At 61.4% G+C, this 3,835-nt stretch carries 2 protein-coding genes; both read right to left on the bottom strand.

The window, feature by feature from the left end:
- Positions 1–1,252: ATP-binding protein (locus tag ABIZ35_RS13180; protein WP_348220372.1), on the bottom strand; the 1,252-nt coding region annotated here is incomplete at its 3' end.
- On the bottom strand, positions 1,249–3,780 hold the full coding sequence (locus ABIZ35_RS13175; RefSeq protein WP_348220371.1) for a SpoIIE family protein phosphatase: 2,532 nt from the start codon (positions 3,778–3,780) through the stop codon (positions 1,249–1,251). The genes ABIZ35_RS13180 and ABIZ35_RS13175, both read right to left, overlap by 4 nt.
- Between the last annotated feature and the right edge of the window lie 55 nt (positions 3,781–3,835).

Raw genomic sequence — 3,835 nt, 5'->3', positions numbered from 1 at the left:
GCAGCGGCGCGACGGTGTCCTGCTCCAGCACTAACGTCGTACCCATCGGGCCGGTCAAAAGATACACGCGGTCCACGGTTTGCAGCATCAGCCAGAAGCCGTGGCCGAGACTGCCGGCGGTTGTCCAGCCGCGCTCCAGGGTGGCGCGGGGGAGGTTATCCATATCGATTCCTTTGCCGGTGTCCTCGATCCAAACTTGTACGGTTCCGGAGGGGACCGAGCCGACATAGGATGATCCGCCGCCGGCGTGAACGATGGCGTTCATGGCTGCTTCGGAGGCGGCGGTGATGAGATTTTGCCAGCGCAGGTCGGGAAAGGACAAGGCCAGCGCGGCGTGTTTGGCGGCGTCGCGCAGGGTGCGCATGTCGTGGGAAATCACGAGCGGGATGGGATCGCCAATCTGTGGAAGCCTGGGGGGCAGCCCGGAAGGAGAATCGACCAAACGCAGCTTGCCTTCAGTGACGCTGGCGAGCACGTCGGAGAGAAAGGTGCGCATGCGGGCTTCGGCGGCCTCGCGCAGCTTTTCGGATTTGGCGCGCGCTTCCTCGGCTTCGCGTCGTGCGTCAATCTCGATCTGCAGTTCCTCGGCCCGGGTCTTTACGACCGCCAGTTCAGCGACCACGTCCTCGCCCCGGATGAACGCCGGGAAGCGGCTCGCGTTGACCAGGACCGCGAAGCCGATGTCGGCGGTCACCATTGTCCACGGCGTGTTGACGTCGTAAGTCAAATGCCAGTAGGAAAGACCTTCAAGGAAGTGGCCGACGCCGCACGTCAGGAAGATAATCGGCACGAATACGCCCAGGAGACGCTGGAACCACGCTTGACGCGACACCATTACCGTGAAGGTCATGATGGCGGCGTCGCCGATCAGAAGCGCAACGAATGGATGAAACGCCTGGACGCAAATGTAATCGAGTGTGAACGATCCAATAAGGTACAGCAGTGCGAGACTAAGATCCCAAAGGTGCTGACGGCTCTTGGAGTACATCCTCAGGAAGTAATACACCATCCCGAAGAAAACGCCGAAGTAGGCCAATCCGATCTCGATGTTGCCGACGCTCCAAATCCGGGCGCGGTCGGGGTCCATCAGCACGCAGCGCTGCATCAGCTCTGAATGTGACATCTTCTCCGTGAGCGAAAGACCAAGCAGGCTGTAGGCGATCGCCAGCACGAAGAGGGGCATGATCCACGGGATCAGATACTTTGGCGTGCCCGGGCGTGGGGAGGGAGAGGATATGGGGTCGATTGTCATGATTCAATCGCTCCCACCAGCAGGCACTGGTCGTCGCGGACCCCGCCCCGAGCGAAGGCGTTGACTTCGTCGATGAGGCTGCGGACCAGCGCTTCCGAATCGCCAGTCAGCTTCGAGCCTTGAAGCAGGGCGCTTACTCCGGAAACACCGAGCATCTCCGAGCGCGTCGGCCCGACTTCGGTCAATCCGTCCGTAAATACAGCCAATACGTCTCCTCTCTCTAACCGCACGGCGCGCTCCTCGAATACGCCTCCGTCGTACATCCCCAACACCGGGCCGGTCGGGGACAGCTCCGTAATCTCGCCGTCGACCCGGCGGATAAGGCCCGGCTCCTGGCCGCAATTCACATAGCACAGCGTTCGCGTGCGCGCGTCCCAGCGGCCGACGAACAGCGTGGCGAATCCCGTGAGCAGATCGTTTTCCGACAGCGTGCGGCTGACGCTCGACACCGCCGCACTTAGCGCGCTTTCGTTGTAAAGCGCGAAGCGCAGCATGTTACGCACCGTCGCTACCTGAGAAGCCGCCGCCAGTCCCTTGCCGCTCAAATCGCCGACGATCAGGAAGGTGATGCCGGGAGCGGCGGAAAAGACATCGTAGAAATCGCCGCCGACCCCTGCTTCGTCCAGCGCCGGTTTGTAGTGCATCCGGATGTCCAGACCCGCCACGCTGCTTGGCGGACGCGGCTGCAGGGCAGCCTGGAGCTGTTCCGCGATCAGATGCTCGCGCTGCTGTACGCGCGCCATTTCCACGGCCGAACGGGTTTGTGTCGCCACCGCCTCGATCAGCGTCACCTCATCCTGTGTCCAGTCGCGCCGAACATCCGCCATGGCGGCCGTCAGGGTCGCCATCGAAGTCTCCGTTTCGTACAGAGCGACGGAGACTCTTGAGCGCAGGCGCAGGGCCGCCATATTTTCGCGGGTCTGCGCCGAGAGAGAGGAATTGCGGGCGTCGGGAATAACGGATGTCGGCGTGCTCCGGTAAAGCTCCTGGAACATCTCGGCGGTATTGGTAAAGGGATGCACCCCTTTGATCGCCGGCAAATCTTCCCGCCGCCATTCGCTCGCGACCGTTACTTGGTCGTTCGCCAGATCATAGATGGCGAAGTAACAGCGATCCACGCCGAGCGCTTCGCCGAGGTGGCGGACAGCGATTTCCTGAATTTGGGCGGGATCGACAGCGGCGCGGATCGCCCCTCCGATCCGATTGATGAGCGCCTCGCGCTCGGCGCGCGCCTGTATGCCCGTCAGCAGCCGCGCCGCTTCGGCGATCGAGCGCATCTGCGCGGCGACCGCTTCCACGAACAAAATCTCCTCCGGCTTCCAATCACGGGGCTCTTCGGCCATGTGCACGCCAAGCACCGCGACGACTTTGCCTTCGGTGGCCATCGGAACATCCAGGAGCGCCCGGATACCCATTTCGCTCAAAATGTCGATGGATTTTTGTGAGAACGGCCCACTGCGAATGTCCGAAACGGCATTGGGCGCGGAAGCTGGGAATATCTCGTCCAGATCGACATCGAATGCGGCGAGAGAATATTCGCCCAGAAGACTGGGGAGGTTTGGGCGGCGCCATTCGGCGACAAAACTTACCAAGTCCCGCTCTTTGTCCAGCGCGATCGAAAGACATCGATCCACGCCGAGCGCTTCCGCCATCGCTTCTAAAGCGATCTCCTGGACTTCACGGGGATCGGATGTCAGCCGGATCGCCTGGCTGACGCGATTGAGAATCGTTTCGCGCCGGAACGCGGCGGCGGCCTCTCGCTCAGCTCGCTTGCGCTCGCTGATGTCGGAGAAATAAGCGACAAATCCCGCCCTCTCCGCCATTGATATAACCGCCAGCTCGATGGGAAACTCATCGCCGTCCTTGCGCAGGGCTTCGACTTCAATCCGTCGTCCGAAGATGGCTGAGCCGCCATCACTCTCATAGTGGTCAAACCCAAGGCGCCCCAGGCGGCGGCGCGATGGGGGAATGATCAGTTCCTCCACGAGGCGTCCCAGCGCTTCCGAACGCGTGTAACCGAAGATGCGCTCCGCCGCTGGATTGAACTCGGTGATGCGCCCGTCGGCGCTGTAGGTGATGATCCCATCCAGCGCCACTTCGAGGATGGTCGATTTCAGCGCCTCGCTCTGTTCCGTGCGCTTGCGCGCGCTGTGCTGCGCATGGCCCATCGCGGAGATTGCGATGCTGATAGCGACAAATACGAACAGCGAAGTTCGGTCCGCCTCGCTGAGGACGTTGTGATGTGAGGTTGAGAGAAAGATAAACTGAAATGCAATGGCCACGGAGAGCGTGGTGGACAGAAGTCCGCCGGTCCAGCCCAGCAGCCAGGCGCTGTAGACGATGGCAGGCAGAAAGGTGAAGAACGGCGCTTTGCCGTCGAGAGCGGCATGGAAGGGAAGGCGTACCAGGACGGCGACAACGACGCTTGTGATGACCCCGGCGTATCGTACGGCGACTTGCCGCCAATCGAGCGATGGCCGCTGTTCCTTTGCGGGTTCAATCGAGTCGTGCTTCGCATTGAAAGGCATCTATTAGTATAGCATGCATCGGGTTCTGGACGCATCCTCTCTGCTAGTTGTGTGC

It is taken from the genome of Capsulimonas sp. (assembly GCF_039929585.1).
Classification (GTDB): domain Bacteria; phylum Armatimonadota; class Armatimonadia; order Armatimonadales; family Capsulimonadaceae; genus Capsulimonas.
This window is presented reverse-complemented; position numbering and strand designations above follow the sequence as displayed.